Raw genomic sequence first — 25659 nt, forward strand, 5'->3', positions numbered from 1 at the left:
TGGGAATAAAACGAAGTTTGTCGGCGGTTCCACCTAGACTGCCGAAATGGCCTGGAACCGTGCTGAAGTGGCCTGCTTCTTAGCGCCGAAATGGCCTATTTCTAATCGACGAAACACACATTGTTGAGAGCCGGTGGCTCCCTCCCGGGGAGGTGCCGGCTCTCAACGGCAATATTGGTGGCTCCGAAAGGCAATATCCGGTGGCTCTCAAACCTCCGAATATTCATACATCGCCTGCGCCATCGGCATTGCCGCCTGCCACAGCGAGCATTCGGTGTTCTACACGCGGATGGACGTGCTGGCCAGGAAGCTGCTCGTCGCACGGGCAGACAGCAAGGTCCACGATGCCCTGCTGGAGAAGTTGCGGGACGCGGACCTGCTGATCATTGATGATTTCCTGACCGTCGGCATCGACCAGAACATCGCCAGTGATCTGTTCGGGGTCCTTGCCGACCGGGAGCACCGCTTGCCCACGGTGATCGTCAGCCAAACCGACCCGGCGTATTGGGTGCAGGTGTTGCCTGACCGCGTGGCCGGGGATTCGATCGTGAACCGGCTGGCGAACAACACCAGGTGGCTCGTGCTGGGAGACACCGACATGCGCAAGCTCAAACATGAAAAGGCCCGGGACTCAGCCGGTTTCTGGGAATAGGTTGCAGTCCCTTCCTGAACCACTGACCCCCGAGCCTTCCCCCTAAATGGTATTGGCCAAGGAGCCTGCGAACGGTGCTTGGCCAATACCGAGGTATCGAGTTCGGTACCGAATCGCCGGAAACGCCGGTACCACCTACACAGAGGGAGCGGACCAAGTCCTCAGAACAGCAGTACCTTCAGACGCTATCTCGCAGTTAGTTAATCTAGGCTGACCGGACAAATCCACCGTCCTAAGCTTGGGAACGCTTGTGAAGCGGTACGGTGCTAAATAGCTGGTCTGGTGGTTCCGCTGATCTGGCGACAGTGTGTAACCTCGCCAGCCCGGAGCAGGCCCTACCAAGTCACCAACAAGCCGGAGCAGGAGTTCCCTCTCGACCCTTCCATGTTTGTCAAGCGGTGTTCGGGGCCGCGCCGTGTGAGCTGAGGATGCGGTAGACCCGACGGGCGAAGTAGCGTTTGTTGCATCGGCGGGTCTCCTGGGTGGAAAGGCCTTCCGCTGCCCGTTTGCTCACGTATCTGCGGGTTCCCTCGTCGCGGGTCATCCGCGAGATCGAGACCGTGTGCAGCGCCCGGTTGAGGCTTCTGTCCCCGGCTCGGTTGAGCCGGTGGCGGACGGTGTTGCCCGACGAGGCCCGGATCGAATTCACCCCGGCGAGGGACGCGTACGCTGCTTCCGAATGCTCCCGCCCCTGGTGGGACCACACGGTCAGGCACGTGGCGGCCGTGACGGCACCGAAGCCCTTCACTTCCAGCGCCTGCGCGGCCCCGCTGACCTTGACCAGCTCGGTGAACTGTTTGTTGTTGCCGGCCAGGTCCTTGTCGAGCTCATCGATCCGCTTGGTGCTGAATAGCCTCACTTGGTAGTGGTGCTCTGTCGACTTGGTGTGTAATCTCGCTACATCGTGGACACCGAATCTCATGGCTTCGTAGACACCGATCTCATGTCCAACAATCCGGAATGGCACTACCTTCTGAGGCTATTCAGCAGAGCATCGCGTTTGAACAGCGCAGGATCTCTAACCGCGGCCTAATCAGCGGCAAACTCATGAAGTAAAGTGTCAACGACTCTCGTCGCAGCATTGCCATCTCCGTAGGGCGCAACTTGAGTCTCTGCCGGGCGAGGTCGGGTGACAGCAGCCTGGATCTCCACCGCGGAATTCGCCAGCCTATTCCAACCTAGCTCGACAGTTTCAACCCACTCGGTTTCGGTACGTACTGTCGTGCATGGAACTCGTAGCAGGAAAGCCTCTTTTTGGAGTCCGCCCGAGTCAGTGACGACTCCCGCGCTCGCAAGCACTGCTGCAATGAGATCCGGATAAGCCAGTGGCGCGTGAGCGATAAGTGAACCCTTCGTGAGTTCGATGCCATGGGTCGACGCCTTCGCCACGACCCGCGGATGCGCCAGTAGCACGACTGGCTTGTCGAGCTCGGCCAATCCCGCAACTATCTCCGTGAGACGCGCTGGGTCATCAGTGTTTTCGGCCCGGTGAATCGTAGACAAATAGTAACCGCCAGCAGTGAGTCCCAGATCTTCGAGGAGCCGAGACGGTGTCGCCGCTACCTGGTCACGTATCTCGAAGAGCACGTCCGTCATTACGTCGCCGACAAGAACAGTGCGCTCCTCGAGACCCTCGTGCGCCAAGTGATTGACAGCAACTTGTGTCGGCGCAAGTAAGAGGTCTGCAGCATGATCTGTCATGACCCGGTTGTGCTCTTCCGGCATCCGGCGGTTGAAGCTGCGTAGTCCCGCTTCCAGATGCGCGACCGGGATATGCATCTTTACCGCGCTAAGTACCGCTGCAAGGGTTGAGTTCGTATCGCCGTAGACAAGTACCCAGTCGGGACGGTGTTCATCGAATACCTTATCCAATGCTGCCAAAATTGCACCAGTCTGCACGCCGTGCGAACCGCTTCCAATACCGAGGTGAACGTCAGGATCACCGATTCCCAGATCTTCAAAAAAGACGTCCGACAGCATCGGATCATAGTGTTGACCCGTGTGCACGATCACATGCTCGACGCCCGCGGCTGTAGCTGCCTTGTGGATAGGAGCAAGTTTCACAAATTGTGGGCGTGCGCCCACCACACTGACAATTTTCATACAGTCCAGTCTAATCTGTCTACGATGACAGAAAAGTGGTCTTTCCACGTTTTGTCCAACCCATGACCGAATCACCGTCTCCGACCACCAACCGCGCATCTAACCGGACCGCCGGCAGAACGACTGTGGCGAATCAAAACCCAGATCGCGGCATTTACATGGATGGCCACTTATAAATAATGCTCCCCGCCAAATCCGCGCACTATTGGTCGACGAAAAACACCCGGTTCACCTTCCGTCCCTCGGTAATGGAATGGATAATCCCTTACTCATTACGTAATATGACAACGGTATTATTAGCAAATATAAAGGCAAGGACATCCAACTTGCTAAAGCAACTGTATCTGCAATTGCTAGTTCATTAATCCCACCAACGACATATCCCAAGGAGGTTACAAGCAAAGTAACCATTTGCCACCAAAGCAACCACACCTGACGCCTATATACGGTGAAAGTTGTGGTCAACGTTGTGGCCATAAATCTGCCCCAGAGCAAAGGCAACAATGACAGAGCAATCAAACCAGCGGCGGCCCACTCTGACCCGAATAGTGGCTCAATTAAAACCTGACTCGCAAGTGCAAGAATGCCGAAGACCGGAATTGAAACCACGAACAAGCCGATTAACAACTGCACGAATAGTCTCTTCGTTGCCGTCCTGTCACTTTTACGGGCGGCACTTTCCCGCAGGTAGACTTGGGAGACAGCAGACAGGATGATGTTCAATGGTAGTCCCACGACTCCCATAGCGAGGGAATAGAATCCAACGTCATCGGGAGTGTATAACCAGGCTAGAACTAAAACCTGGCTATTCCAAGCAAGTGTATTCAGCAACACTGTAGGAGCGCTTACCAGTGGGAAATCGCGGTATTCCGAGGCTAGCCGCAAAATTTCACGTTGTTCACTAGGACGCCTCAAGGACGTAGCAACAAATCGCCACCTGCCTTTGATGAGTAGACCGATAGTTGCAACCGGTTGTGCTATTGCGCCCGCAATCAACCCGGCTACGCCGGCACCGGCAAAGCCCCCTGCAATTTGAACTCCACCAGATGAAATCTTTTGGACTGGAGACAATATACCCAACTGCTTGTATGCCCCTTCCCGCGTTGCAACCGCTGAAAGTGCTGCTGACACACTAGTCAGTAGCACTCCAAGAGGGACAAGAAATATCCAACTTCCCAACGAGGAGAAAGGACCTTCTCCCCAAAAGTAATGGAAAAATATGATCACAACTAATAGGACCACAGACACGGCGACCGAAGAGACGACCGATAGCCGAAATAGGCCGCGTACTGTCTTTTCACCAGAAGCAGTATGGGGAGGCAACAGGATTGCGGAATCAAATTTAGATCCAGCAACACTTCCAAGAACTATAACGATCGACGAATAGATACCTAGAACACCATAATCGCCAGGAGAATACAATCTAGTTATTATAGGCATTGTGAGCAAGGAAACCACTTGTCCGATGACGGTCCCAGTGGCCAAAATTGAAATTGCGCGCAAAATGTGAGGTATTTTCCTCAAATCTATCCTGTCATTCTTTAGATTTCTCCAGATATTAATTATTATTTATTATAGTTTTTCATTACATTGTTAGCTGACTCAACCAGAATATTCTCGAGTTTTTGATGTTGAACTTCTCGCGAGAGGCCATAGGCCTTTGGTAGATCATCAAGGAGCGAAGCAGATGCTTTCTTTGCCAACAGATCCGATAACAGCGCAGTGGACCCTTCCGGTTCGGAAACACACCACCCGAGCCGATGTTCATGCACAATTTGTGCAGCTTCGCCGTCAGCATATCCAAGCAATATTATTGAACGACGGACAGCTGCATACTCAAACAATTTTCCCGAGATAGTATCCCTCTCGCGAGGATCATCCCAGAGTAAAAGAAGCAGTCCATCGGCCCGCGACTGCCATTCTAAGGATTCCATGTGTCCAACCGACGGGTGAACCTCAACGAGATCGAGAACGCCTTCTTCCCGCGCCATAAAATCAACGGCTGAAGGATCGGAACCCAAAAAGTGAAACTTCACGTCTATTGGGGAGAGCTGCATCTCGCGTGCTGCACGAAAGAGCAATTTAGGAGTTCGTCGTCCACCATAAAAATTATTACCTACATATAACAAGTTTAGTCTAGCGGAGCTTAGTGGCCGTCTATTTGCAAGGGGCGCAAGCACCACTTCATCTGTGCCGTTCCTGACCATATGAGAAACTACGGGGAAATTTTCCGACAAACTATTGGTTAGTCCCTGGCCAATCGCCGTAACACAGGCAACGTTTGCGAGAACTCGTTGCTCGATCCAACCATCGATGCGCTTCCGCATTCGGCCGAACATGTAATATTCGCCAGTCGTCCAAAGATCTCTATAATCTGCGACCCAAGATACACCGAAACGCCGAGCCAAGCGTGCTGCGATTATGTGACTCGAAAAACTTGGTCCAGTCGCAAAAATGACCTCAATGCCACTATCTTCTATTGCCTTCTTACCCGCGCGGTACCCAAACGGGATCCATCCGCCCTCAGGATCTGGAATCGAAAATATTTCGTGAGACCAATCAGCTAGAAGTCTTCGCAATCTTTGCTTGAAATTTCCGGCAGCCTGCTCTGCTGCTGTAGGAATGGGCAAGTCATTCCTTTTTAGCGAGCCATCTTCATAGCGAAAGACTGGCAAACGAATCCATGGAGTTCTTAAAACTTCCGGCCCATCACCGTCTGAGATTTCCCATGGGCCCGACTTAGAAAGAATAACCACTTCGTGTCCTCTGGCATGAAGAAACGCGGCAAGTTTGCTGGGTCGAATGGCACCGATCACAGGCTCGGGAGTGTAATGACTCGAAATTATCAAAACGCGCATAATGTCGCCGATCCATTCGGGGTGATAAAGATGGCACATGATTGTCGAGATCGTGTACCATTCCGAAGCAAATCTCTACCCATGTTCAACCACCCGATTCTTTAGGCTTTTTTCATTCACAAGAGATCTCCGCCGTCTCGCTATTAGCATGGCCATAAATAAAATAGCCCATGCCGGTCGGAAGTTTGAATATGCAGTAAGAGTCATAAACATGATTAGAATTCCAACGGTGGCAGCGAATACAGGAACGTTCCGAGCGGCCGCCCGTAAGGCGCACACGACGACGGCTAGGAATAGTAACAGGCCAATGAGCCCACCATCAACTAGAGCCTGCAAGAAATGATTGTGCATTACTGTGCGATCAAGCGGCGCACCGTGCGGCCCATATCCGATCAGGATTCTCCAGCCAGAGTTAGCCAATAGCTCTAGACCCGAATCCCAAATAGCCGCGCGACCACTTCCATTATCTTCTTGTAGGGCTGCAAATGACAGCCGTGTGCGAACCTCTTCCGGAACTAATGGCCAAATATACCGATTAGTAAAATAAAATCCCAGAAAAATGACGGTACCGACCAACAAGAATCTACCAATGCTCCGGCTCGAGTGCCGTAGAGCTATGAGGCAGACAATTACCAAACTTGCTATTGCACCGGCTCGTGAGCCAGTCATGAGAATGACATAGAGGACGCCCATTGCCGCTAATAGGGCAACAAGGCGAACGGTTGCTCGTCCCCGGAAAATCGCATCCACTATATATGCCAGTGGTAGGAGAAAATACGTTGCGAATTCATTCGGGTCTGAGTCGCCTGAGGCTAAAATGATGTGCGTGCGGTTACCTATCGCTGCCTGCTCACCATACAAAATAAATATAATGGATGCCGAAAGAGCAACCAGCAACCAGGCGATTTGTATCAGCTGGATGTCCTTGCCCGTGAGCGGGAGCATGGCCATAAGCACAAACGAAGCGATCATCAGGAGCATGCCAGATGCGAATGCAAAACTCGTGGTAAATGCAGTGGACCAAACAACGGTGACCAGACCCCATCCGGCACAAAAGATCCAAAAAACTGCACCACCCGAGGAACTAATCGGAGTCCTGCGCATATACAAGATCAAAAGGGCAACGATGCAGACGAAGATGCTGATTATCCGCTGTCCAGATCCAATTCCGTCAATTTGATACATCGTTAATGGTAATGTCGCGATAAAAAACGCGACGATTATTCCCGAAATACTTATTTTTTTATTCTCGTATTCGGTTATTGTCGTTGAAGACTTACGATTTTCTATTCCCATAGCATTGATCTAATCAGCTACCCGCGTACAGAGAACTATAGGAAGCTACGCAGCGATCCCAGGTGAACGATTCTGCGCGTCGTCGCGCATTTTGCCCAAACTCGAGCTGAAGACCGACATCTCGTGCAAGCTTCTCCATGGACCGCGTCAGCATTGCTGTGTTCTGGGGCTCAATCAGGATTCCTTCCACACCGTCACGGACAATATCCCCGACACCGCCCACTGCTGTTACAACAGCGGGTAATCCGGTCGCCATTGCCTCCAGCAACGACAACGGGAATCCTTCTGTGAGCGATGCCGATACGAATACATCTGACGCTTCTAGAATTGGTGAAACATCTTGTCGATTACCAAGTAGAGCCACTCGATCCTGCAAATTCAAGCTTCTGATCAAGTCAGCTAATTCCGCGTACAGGGGTCCACCTCCCGCAATGGTGAGAGAACATCTGTCTCGGATGCTTATCTCCATCCTTTCGAACGCCAGGATGAGAGCTGCATGTGCCTTAACAGGAGACAATGAGCCGACCGCAACAAACCGAATTTCAGAATCAGTCTTCTTCTCGTTCTTTTCACCAGGCGCGAACCTATGGATATCTACACCGTTCGGTATCAAGGGGATTTGTTCAAGCGGGAGAGCGAAGGCTTTGGAAGCTGATTCTCGAACAGCATGTGATATCGAGACTAACTGGAATTTCATAAGATTGATAATATTTTTTATAATGAGCAGCCGACTGCCTGGTTCAGCGTACCCAGCGATGTTGTGCAAAGTGTGTATACGGATTATCGAACGTTTAAGTAGAAAAACACCTAGCGAAACATGAAATATTGAACCAATGTTCGTATGAATAACCTGTGGTTTACGACGCAACAGCACTCTTGCGCAAATGAAGATTGAACTAATCCACGATTGACGACCAACGACCACTACTTCTACACCGGCGCGTTCAAGATGTTGCAAGCTTGCTGCGTCTACTCGACCACGTGTCACGAGTACCGTTGAATGAAAACGGATAGGATCAAGCCGGACTGCGAGTTCCATAACAAATTTCTCTGCGCCACCTGTCAGTAACGTAGGAATGGCAAAAATGACATTCACTGGAGCGGGCACGGATATGTTTTCAAGATGACCCCCAACGTGATCGGTCCTAATATGTTTCACTCGGTTCATACTCCCCAGAGTCGTCGATACTTGTTCGTTATTGCGGAGACATCATAATCTCGCATGACTCGCACGCAGCCTTTGTGGCCAGTTTGGGTGCGATATTCGTCGTCGGTCATGAGGTGCGACAATGCCTTTGTCAATTCGTCTAGTGAACCAGGAGTGACCAATAATCCTCCACCTTCGGACAACATCTCTTCCATCGCGCCCACCCGCGTTGCCACCACCGGTTTAGCGAGGGACATTGCTTCTAAAATTACGTTCGGAAAGCCTTCTGAGTAGCTCGGAAGGACTAGAATCTCGGAGGAGGCAAGGAATGTCATTGCGCGGGCATGCGATACCTCGCCTTCCATCAGCCAGCGACCTGCCTTGTACTTCTGAGCTAGCTTTTTTCGATAAGTATCCGAGACGCCACCTACGAGTGCCAAATGCCAGTTTGGATAAGATGGAGTCAGTGCTTCCCATACTTCTAGAAGGTCTTCTATGCCCTTCGCTGTCGTGAGCCATCCTAAATAGACGATACGTCTTTGATTTACAAAGTCTTTATCGACTTCTGGTATACGTACTCGAACCGGGTTTGGAATCACTTCTACCTGAGTTTTAATCCAACGTTTACGAGCAGTGCCAGCACTACTTTTATCCAATAGGATTAGCGTATCGACGAGCGATGTGAGTATATCTAGACATGTCCTTTCCATGCATCGACGTTCAACTACTACTGGTAGCCTCCCATGATGCAAATGGAGAAATACTCGCGCTCCCATACTTTTTCCAAGTAGCGCCAATAGAATATCTCTCAAATGTGAAATTCCGCCGCTTGTGGAGATATGGATTACGTCCGGTCGGCCTTTGAGCCGACACCGAATCAAATTCGAAGCAGTCCTAATAGAATTCTGAAAACCACCTATAATCTGTTCAAGCCTAGTCTGACCATCCAAATCACGGCGCTTAGGACTCGTATTTATCGTGTAGTAGGCTACATCCTGTTTCATCAACTCGGATTCGACTAAATCTGTCCAGCGCGTCATCCCTCCAATAGGAGGAGCGACGGGTGCAACAAGAATAACTTGGGGCCTACCTTTCTTGCTCACCGATCTCGCTTTCATCATTCTCCGAGTCTGATATTTTTCGTCTACGGTCAAGGAAGCTGGCTCGCTCTCTTGAATTCTCCTCGATGCGTTCCGCCGCGTCATTGACTGGATACGGAACAGAGATAAGTAGGGTGCCGCACGCTTCAGTCATGGAGACCCAATCGTGCCCGGTGTGAGTGGGCCGTTGACAAGAGAAAAGCCGTGGCTCGCCAGGCAGTATTATTGACCTCGTAGCCGGCTGGTAATGAGGCGGTTGCGGCCGAGACGCTCAGCCGAAGTTTGACAGCTTGAAGCACGGCTTGGGGCGTCAGTCCAGTGGTGATGATCGCACCAGCGTCAAGCGCCTCAGGACGTTCGATGAAGTCGCGTACTGTAACGGCGGGGAAGCCGAGTAGGCTCGACTCTTCGCTGATAGTCCCACTGTCTGAGAGCACAAGCTTCGATTCTTGTTGCAGCTTGTTGTAGTCATGGAAACCAAACGGAGGATGGAAGGTCATCCCCTCTACTGCTTCGGCGTCTCCGAGCTCTTCAATCCGCACCCGAGTCCTCGGGTGTGTAGACACGAGCACCGGAACTTCGTATTTTCCTCGCAGCATCTGCAGAGATGCAATGGCAGAGCGGAGACGTGCAGGGTTATCAACGTTTTCTTCACGGTGCAAACTCACGAGGAAATAATTCCCCTTGGTCAGGCCCATCCGTTCGACAGCATCACTTGCGTCAATCTGCGACCTGTTCTGGTCAAGTACCTCCCGCATCGGCGAACCCGTGAGGATAATCCTTGAAGGTTGCAACCCTTCGGCCAGTAGGTTGCGCCGAGCGTGCTCAGTGTAGACGAGGTTGTAGTCAGCGATATGATCCACGAGGCGACGATTCGTCTCTTCCGGAACATTCTCGTCGAACGAACGGTTGCCCGCCTCCATGTGGAACACAGGAATCTTCATTCGCTTCGCAATCACCGCTGAGATGCAACTGTTGGTATCGCCGAGCACAAGGAAGGCATCCGGAGTCTCCTCACGCAGCACCGTCTCGGTCTTTGTGAGGATGGATCCCAATGCAGCGCCCAAAGATGACGTGTCAGCGTTAAGAAAGTAATCCGGCTTACGTAGCCCAAGATCTTCAAAAAAGACCTCGTTGAGCTCGTAATCGTAGTTCTGTCCCGTATGGACTAGAACCTGATCAGTGTGCTCATCGAGCAGCTTGATCGTTGCGGAGAGACGGATGATCTCGGGCCTGGTGCCGATTACCGTCATCACTTTTAGTTTATCTGCCATGTTAAACTACCTCGGCAATCGTGTCGGGGTTCTCCGGGTTAAAAATTTCGTTCGTCCAAAACGACGTATAAAGCAGGTCATCGCCGATGTTGGTGATGTTGTGTGCCCACATCGTCGGCATGTCAACAGCGATCGGAAAGTCTCCGGAGACTTCAAACGAGATCACCTCGTCTGTGAACAAGCGACGCAGCGATATCCTTGCCCTCCCGTGCAACACGGTGAAGCGCTCGATCTTTCGCCTATGGAAGTGATCACCACGCGTTACCCCAGGCACAGTCGTAGAGAACGAAGATTGGCCGGGCCCGCCATGTGATCGGATAATCTCGAAAAATGAACCGCGCGGATCAGCATGGCGGGTCAACTGGATCGGTGACTGGCTCGGAAACGTGAATGAGCGGTAAGTGTTGAACAAATCTCTATCAAACTCATCAGCGACGTCCGGAATCTCGCCGTAACGGTAAAGCTCCGCGTAACCTTGCATCCGACCCAGTAGTCCTGACACCGTCTCGTTCTGTTCGAGCGCAGAAAGCGAATCAATTTGGACAGCACCGACAAGTAGGTCGACCGCGTTCTGTGCATGAAGGAGTGTGAGTAACTTGTCCTTCTCGACAGTCGGGCTCTCCCCCTTCGCGATGAGATGGCTGAAGGTCGCAGTGACTGAATTGTAGAAGGGGCGACCGTGCTCACCGAACAGGTTTGGCAGTCGCAAGTCCACGAATTCCGCACCCACGTGTGCAGCCGCGGCCGCGACAATGTCACCCGCACGAGCTTTCGCTTCACCGTATACCGAGCCGTTCGTCGACTGCGTTGAGTTAGCGTAGACCACAACTGGAGGCGGATTGTCAGCCGACCGAAGTGCAGTCGCGAACTGTTTGGCAAAGCCGATGTTGCCCTCAGTGACTGCCTCATCTGATGCACGATTCACACCGGCGATGTGAATGGCACGACTGCTTCCATCGATCGCACCGGTAGCCTGCTCGAGATCAAACGCCTCTCCGACAGGTATCGCGTCAACAGTCGTGCCCGAGTCCTGGAGTCCGGCACGGAGGTGCCACCCGAGAAAGCCCCGTGTGCCAGTGGTCGCAAATCTGCTCATGGTTGCGACACCGCCTTCGCGGGAAGGCCTGCAAGAATCAGTTCCTCCCGCACTTCAGGAAGAGTGAGCAAGAGTTGCTCGACCTCCCCGATAGACATTTGATCCACAGTGTGTGAGTCATAGTCCTCGAAGCGGTTCTGGGTCACATCGCCCTCGTCGACGTAGACGCTGTAATTAAGGTCGCGGTTATCGGCGACAACGCGGAAATAATCTCCCATATCCCGTGCGCGTGAGAGCTCCTCACGTGTTGCAAGCGCCTCAGATAATTTCTCGGCATGGCGAGTTCCGATCACGTCTACCTGCGCACCCGAGCGGAACAGGTTCAACACTGCCTGGGCCAGCGATCCAATCGAACACGCCTTGGCCTTGCGCACAAAAAGGTCTCCTTGCTGCGCATTACGAAACGCGAACTCGACTAAGTCAACCGAGTGTGCGAGTGACATCATGAAGCGCGTCATCTCGGGGTTGGTCACCGTGATATTTTTACCGCTCTTAATCTGTCGGATGAACAGCGGAATGACTGATCCTCTCGAATACATCACATTTCCGTAGCGAACGCACGAGACGGTCGTGTCTGTGTTGGGATTGTTCAATCCGTACGACTGTGCGACCTTTTCCATGAGCGCTTTCGACATTCCCATTGCGTTCACTGGGTACACCGCCTTGTCGGTGCTGAGACACACGACGCTCTTCACACCGTTATGATCTGCTGCTCGAACAACGTTTTCGCTGCCTGTAACGTTTGTACGCACGGCTTCCATAGGGAAAAACTCACAAGATGGAACCTGCTTTAATGCCGCGGCATGGAAAACATAATCCACATCCCGTGATGCTCGATCGACACTGTCAAAGTCGCGGACATCGCCCACGTAGAATCTCAAGCGATCATCTTTAATCTCGTGACGCATGAGATCCTGTTTCGCCTCATCACGACTAAAGATGCGAATCTCAGCAACATCCCGGTCCAGCAGCTTCTTTGCAACCGTATGACCGAATGAACCGGTCCCGCCTGTTACGAGGACACGCGCCCCTCCGTATGACTCGCTCATCGTGCGTTCCACTTTCCCTTCACTGCCTCAGCAAGCACTTCTTCAATCCTGGTGATTCCCGATTCTCGGGAGAATTTTGTGTCATATAGTTCTCGCCCACGAAGCGACATCTCCTCGCGCTCGCCGGACGTGAGCGCGGCCGCGGCTCGAAACGTGGCCGCCAACGCGTCTACGTTTTCGGCATCAACTGTGAAGCCAACGTGCGTCTCGTCGACGATTGCCCGCACGTCCCCTTGTACTGTCGTAATCACCGGCACACCGGCTGCGAGCACCGCTTGAAACTTCGACGGGATTGTTCCGTGGAATACAGGCATGTCCTTCAACGACACAAGCGCGTAATCAGCCTTCGCGTAGATCTCAGGCATCCTTTCGCGAGACACTGGATCTTCGAAACGTATATTTGGCGCGCCGAGTTCCGTAACGAGTTCTCGAAGGGTCTCTCGAGCAACGCCATCTCCAACAATGGTCAGCGAAACTCCAGCATCGGCCGCTGCATGGACCGCCCGTACCGCGGTCTCGAGATCCTGCATATCCCCAACGTTTCCAGCATAAACTACCTCGGCACGCGAAGCTCGATGGCTAGGTGGGGGCAGCGCGTCGCTGGAACCACCGGCATCAGCCCAGTTGTAAATTAGGTGGGCGCTATCAGCGCGGACTCCTCGCGAGATCAACGTAGACACCATTGTCGGGGCGATACCCACGACCGCCGCAGCACGCCGATAAACGCTTCGAATCCATGGTCCGAGCACCCTAGCCACGAGGCGTCCCCGCTTGTCGCCCGACATCATCGAGGAGCCAATGATTGAATCTGGCCACAGATCTTGGACGTGCAGAACATACGGTCGGCCGCCTGCGAGTCGCCAGAGCCACGGGCCAAACGCCGCAGTCATCTGTGTTGCATACACGTAGACGATATCTGCATCTCGCGAAACTTTCGACGCGGTGGCAGCGCTGAGCGCAAACGATATATAGTTAAGAATGCGCTTGGTCGGACTGTGAGAATGATCCGCATAGAGCGGAACTCGACAGACTACTACTCGCCCATCTTGCTCGTGACCTCGCCATCGCTGACGATACCCAGAAAAAACCTTCCCCTGCGGATAGTTTGGATATCCAGTGAGCACGCGGACGGAGTGACCACGATCTGCGAGTTCCCGCGCGAGATCCCCTGGAATCGGCGCTGCTTCAGGCGGGTAGTACTGAGAGACGATCAAGATCCTCACGACTCGCTCACTTCCAAGCGCGGGCGCGTTCGAACGTCGGCAAAAGTCCCGCTTGCATCCAAATCTCGTGTAATGCACGTACTCGCTCGGATAAACGCACCTGGAGCCACCACAAGTCCTTGCAGGTTGACTGCACCAGCGCTCATCATTGTTCGGTCGAAGACTTCAACCCCGCCAGACACGATCGCACCATGATTCACCGATACGAATTCACCGCGCACAGAATTATTCCGACGATCGGTCCCGGTTTGAGGGGAACGTATTGTCCAAGGCGCGTGTTCGTTGACTATCATACGTCGCCTCATAGAACAGTTCCTTTCTTGATCTCAGATTTTGAACCAATAACCAGAGTTGGGTGAATGAATATTCCCGGTATCCACCCCGCACCTTCGAAAGTAGCCGCGAGCTTTCCCCGCGCTCCGATTGAACTGATTCCGATGCCGAAGGTGACGTACGCAATTCTCTGCAGCGCAGTGTGGGTCCTTCCCAGATACTCGAACCCTTTCGCCGCAATCCCATCCAACTCAATCTCAGCAGGTCCACCATCGACGACACCCTCGACGCGCCAGCTCGGTGCCGGTGATGCGACCTTGATCGTTTCGATGACGACAATATCGTCAGGCATCCATGCCCCCGAACTTCGTCATCGTCGCGTGGCCTTCGTGACTGATTCCCTCACGAGCGAATACTGACTTCACCGTCTTGATCAAGATGCGAACATCGACACTCAGGCTACGGCCCTCGACATACGCGATATCGTAGGCAAATTTCTGCTCCCAGGTCAGTGCGTTACGTCCGCTGACCTGCGCGGCCCCAGTGATGCCGGGGCGCACTTCATGCCGTCGTGCCTGTTCCGGAGTGTAGTGATTCAGATATTCGACGAGCAACGGGCGGGGGCCCACGACACTCATATCTCCCCTAAACACATTGACCAGCGACGGAAGCTCATCGAGACTCGTTGAGCGCAAAATTTTGCCGAAAGGGGTAAGCCGGTCCTCATCATCGATTAAGCCTTTCGCTTCATCAACATCCAGCATGCTCCGAAACTTGTACAGCTTAAAAACCTCTCCATTTCGTCCCGGGCGTTCTTGTTTAAACAGCACAGGCGAACCAAGCTTTAAGCGAACCAGAACAGCTGTTGCACCGATTATCGGTGAGAGGACCACGAGTCCCGTTCCCGCTCCAACAATATCAATTCCGCGCTTGACCACATCGTAAGCACGTCGATTCCTACTCACTTCCGCCCGCCTATGAACGCCGAAATTTTGTCGAGGACGAACTCTCGCTGCGTCGGTTTCAAGGCAGAACCACTTGGTAGCGTCAGGTTGGTCCTAAACAACTGCTCCGCTACCCCGCTAATCTCGCCCTGGAATCTTGAGAACACCGGTTGCAAATGCATTGGCTTCCAAATTGGTCGACTTTCAATATTTTGCCGCGCCAGCGCTGAGGCGAATTTGTCTGGACTGAAACCAGTGACCGATTCATCGATTGAAATGGCCGTCAGCCATACGTTATCTTCCTCATCCCCCTCGACGCCGAAAACTTCGACGCCATCAATTCGGGAGAACAACTCCTTATACAGATTCCGTACCGTCCGACGTTTCGCAATCATTTCATCAAGACGACTGAGTTGAGCACGTCCCAGAGCAGCGAGCAAGTTACTCATACGATAGTTGTATCCAACATCGGCGTGCTCGTAGTGAACTACCGGTTGCCTAGCCTGCGTCGCCAGATAACGGACGTGATCAGCGAATTCCGCGTCATCGGTCATCAGCATGCCACCACCAGATGTGGTCATAATTTTATTTCCGTTAAAGGAAAACACCGATGCAGCCCCGAAACTGCCGGCAGCCGTACCTTTGTGAGTTGCGCCAAGCGACTCGGCGGCATCCGAAAGAACTGGGACTTCAAATTCATCAGCAATTGCCAGTATGTTCGTGTAGTCAGCAGCCTTGCCCAACAGATCCACAGGTAGGATCGCGGCCACCCGCCGGCCTTCCTCTGCTAGACGAATAAGCCCCCGCCGCAGCAGTTCTGGATCCATGTTGCCAGTTTCGGGTAAACAGTCAATGAAGTACGGTTCCGCTCCCGTGTACATGATCGCATTAGTTGTTGCGGCAAAAGTCATAGTTGAAGTGACTACAACATCACCCGGTTTTGCGCCGAGAGTTAACAGTCCGAGGTGCAATGCCGAGGTCCCAGAGCTCAGCGCTACCCCGTGTGCTACGCCAATGCGCAGGGCCAGCTTAGCTTCAAAAGCATCAACATCGGGGCCGAGTGGTGCAATCCATCCACTACGCATGGCTGCCAAGACAGCTTCTTCTTCAAGCTCCCCCACGTCGGGAGAAGACATGTAAATTCGTTCGTTCACAGTTGGACGCGCTCCGTGTTCGGCCGCGCAACAGGCGCGGATTCAAAAGTACTTTGAGTATTCAACATTTGTGTCATCTAATCGGCCGTATCCAGCCGATTAGGTGAAATAGAATCAGTCCGAGTGTGCGAAATCTGGGGACGAAAATGACATTCAAGATTCTCTTTAAATTCAACAATTTCCTCATGCGACTTCTCACCTTTGCGAAGCCCGGTGAAGAGAAACACAATGTCTTTACCGGATATCTCGATCATACGCGGTGCAACATCCCGAATCCGAAACGGCTCACCCGTTCGAGGATCAACACTTCTACCGCACGACCGATACCGCCAGCCTGGATGACTAACTGGCCGGCCAAAGGAATCGTTATGAAGTTTCGATTCGCATACAGGGTTGGTCACTGTCAACGGTCCACCGGACTCGAAAAACGACTGGAAAGTCGGGATCATCGAATCGCGGCGCTCGACCACATTGACGAAACTTACCGAAAGGTACCGGAATCCGGTAGCTTCAGCCGTACGCGATTCAATCTTCTCCGTAACACGATTGGACTGTCCAAGCACACTTGTGGAATTGGCCGTTTTTTCAGTGGAGATCTTCGCAAAAACAGACAGGCCGGCTGAACGAGCGTCACTAGTTACGTTGAGTGGGCCAAAAAAATTAGTATTCCAAGCTTCGTCCGGGTATAGGTATTGCTCAAGCATTAATAGATACTAGGGTTTGGCAGCATGAAACACCACTTCCGGCCTTTGCTGGGCAAACCCTATTACAAGACTTCTCTTTTACGAATATTTGCCAGCACCACATCACGTATAACTTCCGCTTACTCTCTTGCGTGGGTTTCGGACGAAGCGTTTCAGTTAACATCAGTTCTGTCTCGCATGTCAGTGGAGTAGGCCCTACGAAGACGCGTCTCCCAAGCCGCCTTGGTAAGTAAAGTCGGAGACATCGAACTAACATCAGCATGCGAGATTTGTGGGTGGAAAGGGCGGCTGTCAGCTTCTCCATATCCGACGAGCTCCTCATGGAGCTTTTCGCCTTCACGCATCCCGGTGAACACAATTTCAATGTCTTTTCCTGACATTTCAATCATGCGCTGGGCAACGTCGAGAATCTTCACTGGTTCACCCATGTCCAAAATAAGCACCTCGCCCGCCCGACCGATACCGCCAGCCTGTACCACCAACTGGCAGGCCTCTGGGATCGTCATGAAGTACCGAGTGATATCCGGATGTGTAACAGTCAGTGGTCCGCCTGCTTCAATGAGCGAACGGAACGTGGGCAACATTGAACCTCTGCTCCCGATTACGTTCCCAAATCTGACCGAAAGATAAGGTTTGCCCGTTTCAATGGCCATCCATGCAGTAAGTTTTTCGGCCATTCTCTTGGAATGACCGAGTACGCTGGTCGGGTTGGCCGCCTTATCTGTGGAGATGTTTACGAAGGTCGCCACATTCGTGGATTGCGCCGCACGCAATACATTCAGGGTGCCAAGAACATTGGTCTTCCAAGCTTCATCCGGGTACTGTTCCAACATCGGCAGATGCTTCAATGCGGCAGCATGGAAAACCACGTCAGGGCGGCGTTCTTCGAAAATCGTCTGTAGTGCTTCGGTATCTCGAATATCCGCTAGTACAACGTCTCGTGTATGTAGTAGCCCGTGACCAGCGATTCTAATTTGAGCGCCTTGTAAGCCAGTCTCATCGCGATCCAGCATGATCAGCTCTGATGGAGCGAACTTACTGATCTGCAGGCACAATTCTGTCCCGATGGACCCACCGGCGCCGGTGACGAGAACTCGTTTTCCGGCCAGATAGCCCGCAATGGACTCAATTTCGGTATCGACCGGGTGCCGGCCAATGAGATCCTCAATGGATAGGTCTCTCAGGTCCGAGAGCTTGGTCTTCCCAGCCAGAACATCATTCAGTGGCGGTAAAACCATGACATTCAGGCCAGCCTCGGCGGCTGTGTCTGAGATCAATCGAACTTGTGGGGCGTCAACATAGTTGATGGCTACGACGAGTTCAACTGCGCCTGTCTTGGCGGCCACCTCAGCCAAGGAATCAAGACTTCCCATCACCTGAACGCCGCGAATCTGGAAGTTTGATTTGGCGGGGTCGTCATCGATTAAAGCGACGGGGCGATAGGTGGTGTTAACGTCCGTGAGCATACGCCGCACGAGGGTTTCACCCAAGTAGCCAGCACCGTAGATAATGGTGGGCAAGGCCGCGTCTCCAGGCCGCAATTGCTGTTCGCTGGCGATCCTCTGTACGTATCTGACACCACACATAAACATTAGTGCGATTGGAGCACCGATTAGCCCTATGCTGCGAGGCACATCCCAGTCTGTTCCGAAAGCGAACAGCACCATGCTGACGATTGAGCCGACTAGCGCCATCGCGTAGACCAGCACCCGGATTTCTTCAAAGGTTCCGTAGGAGTAGCGCCCGGCATACACAGCAAGCAGCCATCCGAGGACGAGGTGGAGGGAAGCAGCCCCCAGTGCAACCAAAAGGACCGGACCGACGTTGATTTCTGTCATTCTCAGTTCAAAGCGGAAAATAGTGGCGAGCAACAAGGCTGCAACCCACGCCGCTAAGTCAATAGCGATGTGTTGGTCTCGAATCCAGCGACTATTGGACTTCGGCGGTTTCCACCGCGGTGCGTCTGAAACGTTGGTCCCGCTCGCGTGCGCTGCGTCAGAATCCATCTATTTCCCCCAGAAAAAGTTGTTTGACCACATGGCCTTAATTCACCGATATTCATCCCCGTGAACAGGGTTACGATATCAATCTTGACCTGCGAACCATAAATCTTGTCCTTCGCACGCAAGCTTAAAATACTCCTGACGATCATCCGATTGGTATTGAGGGAGTGAGTCTCATCTCGCCCTTTCACCAAGACAGGTAACGAATTTGCCTGTCATTTTGCGAAATTACGCCTCAATCAGTATAGGTTCTGCGGCCAGCCCGAGGGTGACGGACACCTCGATTATTACGGTGAAAAATATTGCACGCCATTAGCCCCTGCATTCAGAGCACAAATTCGTTTCTTCGCCTGTGTCACAAGATAGGAATCAACGCCGATTCCTCCAGCTAGGGTAGATTCCATGGCAAATCAAAACTCTGAGGCCGCAGCATCCCAACTGGCAATCCTGCTGACTCCCCAGGGGTGGGAACTCCTAAACTCGGTCGACCCGTCCGCCGCCGGAACCAAGGAAGCAGCACTGAACCTCAACCTGTCCTTGCGCAAGGCAGGCCACTCTGTGGAATTGGTGACTGCGGTGGTACAACAGGCGCAGCTCCGTTCAAAGGCCCGGACCAAATTCGGCCCCTTCGCCGACCGCATGGTCTTCACCCCGGCCGGCCTGGAACAGGCTACACGGCTCAAACTCGCAGGACTCCACGCCCAGCGCTTCACCCGCGCCGGGATCAAGAAGGTAGCCGACCTAGGATGCGGAATCGGCGCCGATTCGCTCGCGCTAGCCAGCGCCGAACTCGACGTGACCGCCGTGGAGATGGACGAAACGACTGCGGCAGCAGCAACCTTGAACCTCATGCCGTGGCCCACCGCCACCGTGGTCAACGCCGACGCGACCACCTTTGATTTGACCGGTTTTGACGGCGTGTGGCTCGACCCGGCTCGCCGAACCACCGATACGTCCGGCACTTCGCGGATCTTTGATCCGGAGGCCTTCAGCCCGCCCCTGTCCTTCGTGGAGTCGCTGGCCGACCGTGGACTGGCCGTGGGCGTGAAGATGGGCCCGGGACTGCCCCACGAAGCGGTCCCTTCCAATTGCGAGGTCCAGTGGGTTTCGATCAACGGGGACGTTACGGAGGCCGCACTCTGGTTCGGCCCGCTCGCCCGCCCAGGGATTCGCCGGGCCGCCCTGGTCATTGCCGCACACGGCGCCACCGAGCTGACAAGCCCCGTGGACTTCGACCCTGACGCCGCGCTGCGCGGCGACGTGCCGGTGGGAGATATCGATTCCTACATCTATGAACCCGACGGCGCCGTGATCCGCGCCGGACTCATTGACGAATTGCTCAAGACCACCGGCGGGCACCTGATCGATCCGCGTATCGCCTATTTCAGCACCGCGGAGGCCATTGAAACCCCGCTTGCCAAGGCGTACAAGGTTCTTGCCGTCCGGCCCTACCATGTGAAGAATCTCCGTGCCTGGGTCAAGGCCGAAAAGATCGGCGTGCTGGACATCAAGAAACGCGGCATGGATGTCACGCCGGAGGAACTGCGCAAGATCCTGCTGGCAGGTACCGGTCGCGATGCCAAGAACAAGGCAACCCTGATCCTCACCCGGGTCGGCGATCAGCGTTACGCCATTGAGGTCGAGCCCGTGTAGGTGGTGTGTGCGCACGAGCGCCCTGTTGATCCACAAAATCACCCCCGACCCTCGACGGTCGCATCAAACGCGCCATTACGCTCGATAGACTGAGCAGTAACAACATATTGGCGTGATTCGCCGCATAAGACATGGAGGCCCGATGCAGATAGATTTCGCATCATCACGCCAGTCCACCCTTGGTGTGGAATGGGAAGTTGCATTGGTGGATCGGCATACCTCCGATCTGCGGTCGGTTGCCGAGGAAGTGCTGGCCGAGTTGAACCTCCGTCATGGTTCGCTTGCCATCGACGAGGAACATCCCCACGTCAAGCAGGAATTGCTGCTGAACACCGTGGAGATCGTCACCGGTGTTTGCGAAACCGTTGCCCAGGCCAAGGCCCAACTGCACGAGAACCTGGTGGCGGTCCGCGAGGTCACCGACCCGATGGATGTCGATCTGTACTGCGCAGGTTCCCACCCGTTCGCACCACCCAAGCTGCAGCCGGTCACTGATAAGGACCGCTACGCCAAGATGATTGACCGCACCCAGTGGTGGGGTCAGCAAATGGTGATCTACGGTGTGCACGTGCATGTAGGACTGGACTCCCGGGCCAAGGCCCTGCCGATCGTTGACGGGCTGATCAACTACCAGGCGCACTTCCAGGCGCTGAGCGCCTCCAGCCCGTTCTGGGGTGGGGAAGACACTGGCTACGCCTCGCACCGTGCCCTGATGTTCCAGCAACTTCCCACCGCCGGGATCCCCTACCATTTCCCGAGCTGGGACCAATACGAGGCCTACGTCGCCGACATGTTGCACACCGGCGTCATTGATGACATCTCGGAAATACGCTGGGATGTGCGCCCGGTCCCCCGCTTCGGGACCGTCGAAATGCGCATCTCCGATGGGCTCTCCTCGCTGCAAGACATCGGTGCCATTGCCGCACTCACCCAGTGCCTCGTGGATGACATGTCCACGACGCTGGACAATGGCGGCACCATCCCGGTCATGCCTCCTTGGTACCGGGTTGAAAACAAATGGCGTGCTGCCCGTTACGGCATGGAGGCCATCATCATCCTCAACGCCGCCGGGGATGAAATGCTCGTCACCGAGCATCTTCTCCAGGAGCTCGTCCGTTTGGCCCCCGTCGCCGAAAAACTTGGCTGCAGTACCGAGCTCGCCGATGTGGAACGCATCATCAAGGGCGGTGCTGGCTACCAGTGGCAGCACAAGATTGCATCGGCCCACAACGGCAACCTGCGCGAGGTCGTCAAGGACAACGTGCGTCGCATGCACTTGGCCTAAGACGAAGCCGTACGGAACCTATGCGAAAGGGTGGATGGGACTATTCCCATCCACCCTTTCGCATTACCGGCAGTCTTTAGAAGGCCAATGAAATCAGGCTCACGGGCTGTCCGGAGTCGGTGGAGAAACCGAGCCCCGTGGGCAGGACGTTGTCTGCCACCAGCTGTGAACCGAGAGCTGCAACCATGGCGCCGTTGTCGGTGCACAGGTTACGTGGTGGCACACGCAGTGTGATCCCTGCCGAGGCACAACGCGCGGCCAGCAGCTCGCGCAAGCGCGAATTCGCAGCCACTCCGCCGCCCAGCAAAAGGTTCTTCAAACCGTGTTCCCGACAGGCACGAACCGCCTTGGACGTGATCACGTCCACCACGGCTTCCTGGAAGCTGGCGGCGATGTCGGCGACCGGTACCTCTTCCCCGCGCTTCTGGTACTGCTCGACGCAGCGCGCAACAGCTGTCTTCAGTCCAGAGAAGGAGAAATCATGGCGGTGCTTTCCCGGCTCTTCTTCAGTTCCAATGAACTTGGGCAGCGTCAGACCGCGCGGAAAGCGGATGGCTTTCGGGTCGCCTTCCTTGGCAATCCGGTCAATAACCGGTCCGCCCGGGTAACCCAGTCCCAACAGCCGGGCTACTTTGTCGTAGGCCTCCCCCGCCGCGTCGTCGATTGTGGCGCCGAGAAGGCGCACATCCGAAGTGAGCGAGTTGACTTGCAGGATTTCGGTGTGGCCACCGGAGACCAGCAGTGCACCAAGGTTCTCGGGCAGCTTTCCCCCGTCCAAGACGCCCACGCCCACGTGCGCGACCAGGTGGTTGATTGCATAGAGCGGCTTGCCTGTGGCCAGGGCCAGGGCCTTTGCAGCCGAAACGCCCACCATCAATGCGCCGGAGAGCCCGGGACCGCTAGTCACGGCAATCGCGTCGATTTCCGCCAGGGTTACCCCGGCCTCCTTGAGTGCGGACTCTAGCGTCGGGACAAAGGCATCCAGGTGGGCGCGGGAAGCAATTTCCGGAATGACACCGCCGAAACGCACGTGCTCCTCCATGGAGGAAGCCACTGCGTTGACGAGTAGGTCGGTTCCACGCACGATACCCACTCCGGTTTCATCACAGGAGGATTCAATGCCAAGTACAAGCGGTGCAGAAAGGGACATGAAATCAATTTTAGGTGGCCCACCGCGGTTTGGACGAAGTGGCATACATCAGGAGGAAAGCCAGCCGATGTGCGAGTGCAATTCTTGGCATGCCGTGCGAGGCGAATTCTATCGAGTCCTCAGGCGATATCCGTTCTTTCAGCTCATCCTGGCGTTGTCTGCATTTTAGAAACACAGATTATTTGTTGTTCGATTTGATAGGCACCGCGAAATTCCAGGTAAACGGTGTTCGCAGAATTGCCCCACTTAGATGGCATCATCGATCGAGAAGGTGCCTCCAGTCGGGACGTGGGTGAGAGCCTCGGAGACGGCGCGGCCCGGGTTGACAACGAAGATCCCCCCACGCACAGACCGCCATTGATCATTACGGGCCCTGTGTTGAGTTACTGCGTCTGCTTAACCGACGTTTGGGCCTGATAGTGTATTCCTGCCTCGGGTATATGCCCGGGTCGTTATCATTCATCCGAGGGGAACCTATGACCGCCGTAGCTGAAACGCGCCCACAGGCAGGCGCGTTTAAGAAATCAGGTTTCCGGCCCGACATCCAGGGGCTACGGGCTATTGCAGTGCTTCTCGTTGTCCTCTACCACTCGGGGGTGGAGTGGATCTCCGGCGGGTACGTCGGCGTGGACGTTTTCTTCGTGATCTCCGGGTTCCTAATCACCACACACCTGCTGGAATCACTGGAGCGGCATGGTCGGGTCCATTTCGCCAGCTTCTATGCGATGCGTGCCCGTCGGATTCTGCCTGCTGCCCTGCTCGTTGCCGCCTTGACGGTTCTGGCGGCCTGGGTTTGGATGCCACCTCTACTCATGACAGAGGTAGTGAAGGGTGCAGCGGCCGTGGCTCTTTATGTACCCAACATGCTCTTTGCGGTCCAGGGGACGAACTATCTTGCCGAAACCGCGCCGTCTGTGTTCCAACACTACTGGTCCCTGGGAATCGAGGAGCAGTTTTACCTATTCTGGCCGGCCGTCCTCGCGCTCGGGTTCTGGCTGGTGCGCCGTAACGAGCGCCGGCTGCTGGTCATCGTCGCAACCTTGACGGTCGCTTCATTCGCCTTGTGCGTGGTTGGAATGCACTTATCCCAGCCGTGGACGTTCTTCTCGCTACCGAGTAGGGCGTGGGAGCTCGGAGTCGGTGCTCTGGTCGCGTTCCTGATGCGGTCCGGTCCCCGGTGGCTGTCGCTTCCCCGCACTGGCCTGCTGGCATGGGCCGGCCTCGTGCTGATCCTTATAGTTGCGGTCTCATTCGACGCTTCTACCCCCTTCCCTGGCTACATGGCCGCCCTGCCCGTAGTAGCCACCGTATTCATGATCGTCGGTGGCGCAGTCCCGGGGAACATGAATGCGAACCGTATCTTGAGCATCGGTCCGCTCCAGCTCATCGGCGCAGTCTCCTACTCCCTTTACCTCGTGCACTGGCCGTTGCAGGTCATCCCGCAGGCCGCCGTTGGCGCGGACTCCCCGCTCCCGCTCTGGGTCCGACTTCTACTCGGAGCAGCAGCATTTCCGCTCGCGTGGCTGTTGTACAACTATGTGGAGGGACCAGCTAGGTCCTGGAGCCTCCTCACGCAGCGCAAACCGATTTGGTCTGGGATCGTTGCTGTGGCCACATCCCTGACCGTCATCTTGCTCGCAGGAGGCACTTATCTCAGTATCTCTCGGACAGTCCTCGCGACTGATCGCACAGCGGCACAGGAAGCGATCACTGTATACCCCGCTGGCACCGACTACGTTCCGGCCAATCTCACGCCTGAACTTCGTGGTTCCATGTCGGACAACCCTGCCATCTACTCCAACGGATGCCATCGGGACGTAAGTGAGACTGACGCCAGCGGGTGCCGTATCGGCGCGAACTCGGAAGCTCCCCTCGTGTTCCTTTTCGGCGACTCGCACGCGGCTAGCTGGTATCCAGCCCTTGAACAGTTGGCGAATGACGGACAGATCCGACTTGACACGAACACCAAAAGCTCCTGCCACTCCGTCAATGTTGCGCAGATGCTCGACGGCGTCGAATACACCGAGTGTCACACGTGGCGGCAGGGGGTGCTGAATCGGATTGACGTAGAACAGCCGGACCGGGTGCTCCTAGCTAACTACGCCAACGAGGACGGACCCCTCGTCGGGGGAAACCAAAACTTCCCGGCACGTTGGCAGGCCGGGTTAGAGTCGACGATTAGGGCGATCTCCGGACCGAATGTAGACATTTTGGCAGATGTTCCCAACCACGGCAGTACGCCCGCCATCTGCCTGTCGGCAAACCTTAATAACGCCAACCACTGCGCAACTGTCAAGTCAATGGCTTTCAACGCCGATCTCGTCCGAGCCGATCAGTCTGCAGCCCATGTCACCGGAGCCCACTACTTGGATCTCACTGCGTACTTCTGCAACGAATCCTTGTGCCCGCCTATCATTGGCACGACCCTCGTCTATCGCGATGGGCACCACCTCACTGAGAGCTTCAGCCGCCAGATGGCGCAGCCCCTGCTGGAAGGACTCAGCGCGTCGCGGAAGTGATCAGCGAAGTGGTACATCTGCGATTTAAGTATTCAGATCAGGACGTGCGGGCCTAGTGGCCTAGATGAGTCAGTCCTAATTGACGCTTGGAACGAGACAGGGTCCGGGAACTTGTTCCCGGACCCTGTTAATCGCTGGCGGAGAGTGCTAAGTCTCGTATGTGAACCCAAAACTGA

At 54.6% G+C, this 25659-nt stretch carries 20 protein-coding genes and 1 pseudogene; 4 read left to right on the forward strand and 17 right to left on the reverse strand.

What is annotated here, in order from left to right; translation table 11 throughout:
* Positions 1-133: 133 nt before the first annotated feature.
* Positions 134-652 (forward strand): ATP-binding protein, encoded by a 519-nt coding sequence (locus tag OIU93_RS19750; protein ID WP_264271764.1) that lies wholly within the window; start codon positions 134-136, stop codon positions 650-652.
* Between the two features lie 391 nt (positions 653-1043).
* On the opposite strand, the pseudogene OIU93_RS19755 reads toward OIU93_RS19750, so the two are convergent.
* From OIU93_RS19755 to OIU93_RS19830, 16 genes and pseudogenes are all read right to left on the reverse strand, one after another.
* Positions 1044-1493: pseudogene (locus OIU93_RS19755) on the reverse strand (transposase); the annotation flags it as partial.
* Between the two features lie 188 nt (positions 1494-1681).
* A complete protein-coding gene (gene wecB, locus OIU93_RS19760) occupies positions 1682-2755 on the reverse strand; it encodes a non-hydrolyzing UDP-N-acetylglucosamine 2-epimerase (RefSeq protein WP_264271765.1) in 1074 nt (357 codons plus the stop codon).
* Between the two features lie 228 nt (positions 2756-2983).
* Positions 2984-4279 (reverse strand): oligosaccharide flippase family protein, encoded by a 1296-nt coding sequence (locus OIU93_RS19765; RefSeq protein WP_372342975.1) that lies wholly within the window; start codon positions 4277-4279, stop codon positions 2984-2986.
* Between the two features lie 41 nt (positions 4280-4320).
* Complete coding sequence (locus OIU93_RS19770) at positions 4321-5652, reverse strand: glycosyltransferase (RefSeq protein ID WP_264271767.1); 1332 nt, start codon at positions 5650-5652, stop codon at positions 4321-4323.
* A 36-nt stretch (positions 5653-5688) separates the two neighbouring features.
* Positions 5689-6909 (reverse strand): O-antigen ligase, encoded by a 1221-nt coding sequence (locus OIU93_RS19775; RefSeq protein WP_264271768.1) that lies wholly within the window; start codon positions 6907-6909, stop codon positions 5689-5691.
* 13 nt (positions 6910-6922) lie between these two features.
* On the reverse strand, positions 6923-8017 hold the full coding sequence (locus OIU93_RS19780; protein ID WP_264271769.1) for a glycosyltransferase: 1095 nt from the start codon (positions 8015-8017) through the stop codon (positions 6923-6925).
* Positions 8018-8073: 56 nt separating this feature from the next.
* Positions 8074-8712 carry a glycosyltransferase family 4 protein gene (locus OIU93_RS19785; RefSeq protein WP_372342976.1) on the reverse strand — a complete coding sequence of 213 codons (639 nt, stop codon included), beginning with the start codon at positions 8710-8712 and terminating at the stop codon, positions 8074-8076.
* Between the two features lie 590 nt (positions 8713-9302).
* Positions 9303-10430, reverse strand: a complete 1128-nt coding sequence (wecB, locus tag OIU93_RS19790) for a non-hydrolyzing UDP-N-acetylglucosamine 2-epimerase (RefSeq protein ID WP_264271770.1) — start codon at positions 10428-10430, stop codon at positions 9303-9305.
* Between the two features lies 1 nt (position 10431).
* The gene (locus OIU93_RS19795; protein WP_264271771.1) at positions 10432-11526 is read right to left on the reverse strand and encodes an NAD-dependent epimerase/dehydratase family protein; all 1095 of its coding nucleotides are present in this window, start codon (positions 11524-11526) and stop codon (positions 10432-10434) included.
* Positions 11523-12575, reverse strand: coding sequence for a polysaccharide biosynthesis protein (locus OIU93_RS19800; protein ID WP_264271772.1), 1053 nt, complete (start codon positions 12573-12575; stop codon positions 11523-11525). The genes OIU93_RS19795 and OIU93_RS19800 overlap by 4 nt, the downstream gene beginning before the upstream one ends.
* Positions 12572-13876, reverse strand: coding sequence for a glycosyltransferase family 4 protein (locus OIU93_RS19805; protein ID WP_372342977.1), 1305 nt, complete (start codon positions 13874-13876; stop codon positions 12572-12574). The genes OIU93_RS19800 and OIU93_RS19805 overlap by 4 nt, the downstream gene beginning before the upstream one ends.
* 223 nt (positions 13877-14099) lie before the next feature.
* Entirely contained in the window at positions 14100-14423 is a 324-nt protein-coding gene (locus tag OIU93_RS19810) for a hypothetical protein (RefSeq protein ID WP_264271773.1), read from the reverse strand.
* Positions 14416-15036, reverse strand: a complete 621-nt coding sequence (locus tag OIU93_RS19815) for a sugar transferase (RefSeq protein WP_264271774.1) — start codon at positions 15034-15036, stop codon at positions 14416-14418. The genes OIU93_RS19810 and OIU93_RS19815 overlap by 8 nt, the downstream gene beginning before the upstream one ends.
* The gene (locus OIU93_RS19820; protein WP_264271775.1) at positions 15033-16169 is read right to left on the reverse strand and encodes a DegT/DnrJ/EryC1/StrS aminotransferase family protein; all 1137 of its coding nucleotides are present in this window, start codon (positions 16167-16169) and stop codon (positions 15033-15035) included. Before OIU93_RS19820 ends, OIU93_RS19815 begins: the two co-directional genes overlap by 4 nt.
* A gap of 77 nt (positions 16170-16246) precedes the next feature.
* Positions 16247-16873 carry a polysaccharide biosynthesis protein gene (locus OIU93_RS19825; protein WP_264271776.1) on the reverse strand — a complete coding sequence of 209 codons (627 nt, stop codon included), beginning with the start codon at positions 16871-16873 and terminating at the stop codon, positions 16247-16249.
* A gap of 152 nt (positions 16874-17025) precedes the next feature.
* Positions 17026-18879, reverse strand: a complete 1854-nt coding sequence (locus OIU93_RS19830; RefSeq protein ID WP_264271777.1) for a nucleoside-diphosphate sugar epimerase/dehydratase — start codon at positions 18877-18879, stop codon at positions 17026-17028.
* A 399-nt stretch (positions 18880-19278) separates the two neighbouring features.
* Between OIU93_RS19830 and OIU93_RS19835 the strand changes: the two genes are divergently transcribed.
* Positions 19279-20529, forward strand: coding sequence for a class I SAM-dependent methyltransferase (locus OIU93_RS19835; RefSeq protein ID WP_264271778.1), 1251 nt, complete (start codon positions 19279-19281; stop codon positions 20527-20529).
* 142 nt (positions 20530-20671) lie between these two features.
* Complete coding sequence (locus OIU93_RS19840) at positions 20672-21814, forward strand: glutamate--cysteine ligase (protein ID WP_264271779.1); 1143 nt, start codon at positions 20672-20674, stop codon at positions 21812-21814.
* 76 nt (positions 21815-21890) lie between these two features.
* Here OIU93_RS19840 and tsaD read toward each other — a convergent pair whose 3' ends face one another.
* Positions 21891-22964, reverse strand: a complete 1074-nt coding sequence (gene tsaD, locus OIU93_RS19845; protein WP_264271780.1) for a tRNA (adenosine(37)-N6)-threonylcarbamoyltransferase complex transferase subunit TsaD — start codon at positions 22962-22964, stop codon at positions 21891-21893.
* Between the two features lie 476 nt (positions 22965-23440).
* On the opposite strand from tsaD, the gene OIU93_RS19850 reads away from it, so the two are divergent.
* Positions 23441-25483, forward strand: a complete 2043-nt coding sequence (locus OIU93_RS19850; protein WP_264271781.1) for an acyltransferase family protein — start codon at positions 23441-23443, stop codon at positions 25481-25483.
* The last annotated feature ends 176 nt before the right edge of the window (positions 25484-25659 follow it).

Origin of the sequence: Paeniglutamicibacter sp. ZC-3 (assembly GCF_025847175.2) — a bacterium.
GTDB classification, from domain to species: domain Bacteria; phylum Actinomycetota; class Actinomycetes; order Actinomycetales; family Micrococcaceae; genus Paeniglutamicibacter; species Paeniglutamicibacter sulfureus.